At 42.0% G+C, this 5,967-nt stretch carries 4 protein-coding genes; all 4 read right to left on the bottom strand.

What is annotated here, in order from left to right; translation table 11 throughout:
• On the bottom strand, window positions 1–2,462 hold a 2,462-nt coding region (locus QM491_RS25370), incomplete at its 3' end, for a beta strand repeat-containing protein (protein ID WP_374761274.1).
• 22 nt (window positions 2,463–2,484) lie between these two features.
• Window positions 2,485–3,513 (bottom strand): hypothetical protein, encoded by a 1,029-nt coding sequence (locus QM491_RS25365; RefSeq protein WP_283330388.1) that lies wholly within the window; start codon window positions 3,511–3,513, stop codon window positions 2,485–2,487.
• A 22-nt stretch (window positions 3,514–3,535) separates the two neighbouring features.
• Window positions 3,536–4,357: a T9SS type A sorting domain-containing protein gene (locus tag QM491_RS25360; RefSeq protein WP_283330387.1), complete on the bottom strand. Its 822-nt coding sequence runs from the start codon at window positions 4,355–4,357 to the stop codon at window positions 3,536–3,538.
• A gap of 56 nt (window positions 4,358–4,413) precedes the next feature.
• Window positions 4,414–5,967 (bottom strand): DUF11 domain-containing protein (locus QM491_RS25355; protein WP_283330385.1); only part of this gene is annotated, 1,554 nt, incomplete at its 5' end.

Here is a 5,967-nt window from a genome sequence, read left to right as displayed (position 1 = left end):
GCCGTCGTTGGATTCACTGTCAATACGATAGTGCTACTACCATTAGCCACTATTGAAGTAGTTGTTGTACAAGTTACAGCTTGACCTGTTGCAATACAGGTCCAACCTGATGCACTGAAACTCACATAACTCAATTCGCTTGGTAAATTATCGGTTACTGTAATAGTACCTGTACTTGCGGCTAAACCAGTGTTGTTTACAGTCAAGGTATAGTTGAAGTTAGTACCTACAGTAGCTGTGGATGGCCCTGATTTTACTACTACCAAGTTTGGTGTTGGAGGGTTCGATATCACCGTCACTACGCTGTTAGATGTTTCGGTACTTGTGTCGCCACCACCTACTACACTACCTACGTTGGTGTAAGTCCCTGCTTGAGTTGGTTTTACTGTCAATGTCATCGAGCTACTTCCACTTACAGCTATCACTCCACTGTTGGTACAAGTGACCAATTGTCCTGTTGCACTACAACTCCAGCCATTGCCACCACCACTTACAAATTGTAAGCCTGTTGGTAAATTGTCTGTTATAGTAATCACACCTGCTGTAGATGCTGTTCCTGAGTTATTTACTAACAAAGTATAGTCATAGTTAGTATTGACAATACCAGTTGCTGGACCTGACTTGCTAATCAACAAGTTTGGCTTAGGCGCTGGGGTAATGTCGGTTGTTACTGGATTCGATGGCTTTGGATTTGTACTTGGGTCGCCACCACCTATGACTGTGGCAGTGTTTACTACAGATGAACCACTGGCAGCATCTAATGCCTTAACTGTCAATGTCAACGTATTACTTCCATTTACAGCTACAACATTACTAGTCATACAAGTTACGCTTTGACCTGCAGCGCTACAACTCCAACCTGTTCCACTAAAACCTACATATTGTAAGTTTGTAGCCAAGTTATCTGTCACGGTAATGGTTCCAATTGTAGCTGCATTACCTGTGTTATTGACCGTTAAGGTATAGTTGAAATTAGCTCCAACGGTTGCCGTTACTGGTCCAGCTTTCACAATCGAAATACTAGGTTTGGGTGTTGGGTTGATTGTCGTAGTTACTGGATTCGATGGTTTTGGACTGGTACTTGGGTCTCCACCACCACTCACATAAGCCGTGTTGAGGGCTGGTGAGTTGGCAGAACTTACAGCCTGTACCGTCAAAATGATATTTGAGTTAGCATTTACGATAATAGAGGCACTACTCGTACAAGTTACCAATTGACCACTTGCACTACAACTCCACACACTACCTGTACTACTTGAGCCCACAAAGGCTATGCCTGTTGGTAGATTATCTGTTACGGTAATCAATCCACTAGTTCCGGCAGTACCATTATTACTTACTGTTAATGTATAATCAAAATTACTACCTACTGTTACCGACGATGGGCCTGCTTTAGCTATCACCAAGTTTGGCTTAGCTGGTTCATTAATCACGGTAGTTACTGGGTTAGATGGACGTTTGGCTACAATGTCTCCACCACCACTTACCCAAGCTTTGTTGACTACTGTACCTGTTACCGAACTCACTACAGTCATATTTAAAGAGCTACTTCCACCTGCGGCAATACCTGTTGTGGTAGTACAACTTACTAATACTCTTCCGCCTGCTAGCGTACTGCTACTACAACTCCAACCTGAGCCTGAACCTGACACAAAACTCAAACCTGTAGCCAAGGTGTCACTCACTACAGTTGTACCGAATGTACTGGTTGTACCACTATTGCTTACAGTTAAGGTATAGTTATAATTCATGCCCTTTTCTGCTACACTTGGTCCTGACTTTACAATGGCTAATTCTGGTACACAGACTACATAACCTACTGCATTGGTGATGTCTACACAACTTCCACTTACACCATTGATGGTTCCGCCTACAGTCAATCCTGATACTGTGCCAGTATAGCTTACACCATACACATTGTAGACTCCATTACCATTGTCACTAAAGCTCGGAGTGTTAGAGATAGACAAGATTCGGCCTTTGCCATCGGTCAATACATACACGTTGGTTTGACCGGGTAAATTCGTTTTGCCTGTCTGACCTACAGTAAAGACTCCTGTGGCATTATTACAATCACATATCGAGATGGGAACTGCCACGGTTTTACTACATGAACTTACGCTGTTGATGTCGCCGCCAACGGTTAAGTTGGGTGAAACGCTATTGGTATACGTTACAGCTACTGCTTGGTAGATATTGGCTGTCACATTGGCAATACTCATTACATTTACAGGAGATACATATTGGATGATTCCTGAGGAATTGGTCAATACAAGCTGTGAACTCACATTGGAGCCTGTTGTTTGACCACTTAAACTCATGGTTACCGTTCCGGATTTGTAGTTACAAGCCTGTCCATAAGAACTTTCCCATAACATAAGCATAAGGACGGCTACCCCTAAGTTTTTTCCATACCGTTGAAAAAAACCTAGAACTTTTTCTTGGATTATATAAGTCATCATATCTTTCTTGCTTGAGTTGGGATTAAAGCTTACTTAAAACGCCTGCACTAATGCCACAGCCCACCGTTGTGGTATTGCTCGTAGCATTGTTGTTGCTCGTATTGGTTTCGCCACCACCCGATACAATACCACTAACACTTATACCACCTGTAGTTGTTGGAGTTACATTCAAAGGGAAGTTAACACTACCACTTGCTGGAATGTTGGGTGCACTATTGGTACAAACGATGGTAGTAGGGCCTGCTACAGGGCCTGATGGAGCACAAATCCAACCGCTGCCACCTCCACTATTGAAGGTTAAGCCTGTTGGAATGCTAAAGCTTTCACTAACACTTCCTGTGCTAGCACCTGAACCTACGTTGTTGATAGTTACGGTATAGGTATAAGCGGTGTTTGGTGATCCTGTACTTGGACCACTAATGCTAGTCGTTAAATCTGGTAATGGGGGGGTTGGACATATTGTCGCTGTACCATAGTTATCTTTGTAACTATCCGACAAAGCTCCACTTACGCCACTCAAATATATCGAGTTGGCTGAGTTCAACTTTGGGGTATCTGCAACACCTGTACCATCTGCTACGTTACGATACATGCGAATACTTCCTAGACAAGCTTGGGTACGAAAACGAAACAATGGAATTTCGACGCCTGCTACAATGTTGTTAAGAATTGGACTTCCGGTTAAAGCAAAATAACCATACTCGTTAGCATTTAAAGCTGTGCGCTGGGTAGACCAAATGTAATTCCCTGTGTTGGTAGAGGGAAGTAAATCTTCCACGCCGCCTACCAAATTCGTCATCGTGTTACTTGTTGCACTAATAGGAGCAAATGTCCCGATGGGAGCTACTAATGTGTACTGAATCGTTGATATAGTCGTTTGGTTACTACTTGCACTATAAGCCACATCGGACTTCATGGTTGCATAGTAATACCCATCGGAGCGCAACTCTATTTTGTAGCTAAAGTGGGGGGTACTTCCTTGACCATGTGCGCTACCGTTGCTGAGAACTAGCCCTAGTAAAAAACTAAAGCTTAGTAGTATTTTTCTCATATTATTCGTTGGTTTTTCTGTTCTACTTCGTTACCACTACATGCACTGCTTTAGAACTAAAGTTCTTGCTTTGCAATTTTATCAAATAGCCTCCTAGCTTCACTTTCAGCAAATCTACTCCCGCTTCGTGTTTGCCGTAACTAGGGTCTAAAATTTCTTCTTGAACCGTTATTCCAGTAGTAGCATCGATTAGCTGAAGTTTTAATTCACTAGGTTCTTCGGCCAAACGATTGTCCCATTGAACCTTTAACTTATCGATAGCTGGATTGGGATAAATGGATTGTAAGGATAATACCGATACGCCAGATTCGCCAGTATTACCACTATAGGCATTTTGTAAACCTGAGCTTACTCCTAATAAATTAATCTGATTGCCAATATTGATTTTTGTCGTCTTTTGATTTTGTACCATCACATCACTTTCGCTTATCAATTGGATTTGAGGGTTCTCTGTCCCTGTATTTTCAAACGAAAATAATTCTACTAATTCTCCTTCTTGCAAGGCATAATGACTCGTCCCCATCGTTTGTAAACCTACTGAATAATATGTATAAGTAGGGGCTAAACTAGGCGACTTCAATACTCCATTCAAGTCCCAGATATCTGAGTCTGAGGACGAACGAAGATTGTTTAATTTAAAATCACTCCCAGATTTTACCTTAAAAGTTATCTGAGCTGTGCTAATCAAATTGTTGGGAGAAGGATAACTCTTTTCTGATAAGACATACACATGGTAGGTCTTCAGATTATCGTCTAATTTGAGTTGATATTTGATTTGGCCAACTACATGACCACTTACGAGTAATGATACTCCTAAGAGAATCGATGATAGGATATGTCTCATATTGCTATGGTTTTGGAAGAGGGACTGCTATGAAGCAGCCCCTCGGCTACTTAGTTCTATGGTAATTGTTGGTAGATAATGAAGTTATTCAATTTCTCCACGTTTTCTGGATGGGTGAATATCTCATTAAACAACAAGTTTACATCGTTATTTGGCCCTTGGAAGATTACTAAACCATCTAGGTTAATGTCTGGTCGTAAGTAACCTGTTACCATGTAGTTATTCAAGCCTTCGGTATTACCAGCATCTGTTAATACCACACTGCCGATAAACGTACGGTCGTTGTTTGGACCTTGGTAAATCACAAACCTATCTGGGCTAGCGTTGCCTCCCCATAGGGCTCGCACACTACCTAAATCAATAGTTGGATAAGCGGTGTATTCTGGGTCAGTAAATGCCTTTTTATACACATTCAAACTTGGACTTGTGAAGTCTACCAATGCTGAACAACTCGACGTTAAGCTTATTGTATTGGATGTCATTGCTCCCAAGTGGTTACGATGACGTACACTTACAAAGTAGCTTTCTGGAATAGCTCCTACAAAACTCAAACAACTTAAACCATCGACATCTACGATATCGCCATCTCGTTGTAATAAACCAGAACGACTGTATAAGATCGTGCTTGGGTTATTTTTATCGCGTAATTCTACTGATACCCAATCTACAATTGCATTGTTACCTGTTACGGCTAGCACAGATGTTGTAGTGGCTTCATCTGTACCGATATGAGGTATATCAGTATAAGAACCTTTGCCATAAGGCTGTACCAATGGAATCAACCCTTGAGATCGTAAGCCATCTAGCATCAAACCTACACTCGTATCATAAGCGCCTCGTAAGAATACTTTGGCTGTTAGCTTCACTACTGATTGTCCAACCGAAACACTAGTATTGTTTGATTGGGCAGCAGTAGTCCCATTTGTAGCAACTGGATCGCCACCACCGTAAACTCCAGCTTTGTTTTGGTAAACACCATTATTCAAGGCTGTTACAGTTATGCTAAAGCTACTATTAGTACCTGATGGGATATTACTAGTTCGTACACATGTTACTACTTGGCCTGACGAACTGCAACTCCAACCTGTTGCCGTACTTGATGATACAAAGCTTAGGCCACTTTGTAAAGTATCTTTAACAGTAATCGTGCCAGTTGTAGAAGCAGTACCCATATTACTTACGGTAATTGTGTAAGTAAAGTTGTCAAAGGCATTGACAGAGCCTAATGGCGCAGCCTTGGCTATACTTAAACGTGGAACAGGTGGTACTGTAATGGTCACTGTCGCGCTAGCACACACTTGTGGAGTCACCAATGTATTACATACTTGGTAAATAACAGTTACACTATTTCCCGGCTCACTCGCTGTTGGGGTGTAGCTCATCACGCCTGTACTGGCATTAAAACTTACCGTTCCGCCTGCTGTTCCGCCTGTCTTAGTGATGCTCGTATTAGCGCCTGCTAAGAAATCATCATTACTCAATACATTCACTGTACTTGTAACGCCAAAGTTAGCAGTCAAGACATCGTTGGCAGCAGTAGCTGTTTGTGGGTTTGGATCGGTTCCATTTGGATTACCATCCTTATCACAATCCAATGTCAACCAATCAGA

The sequence above is a fragment of the Flectobacillus longus genome, assembly GCF_030056705.1.
In the GTDB taxonomy this organism is placed as follows: domain Bacteria; phylum Bacteroidota; class Bacteroidia; order Cytophagales; family Spirosomataceae; genus Flectobacillus; species Flectobacillus longus.
This window is presented reverse-complemented; position numbering and strand designations above follow the sequence as displayed.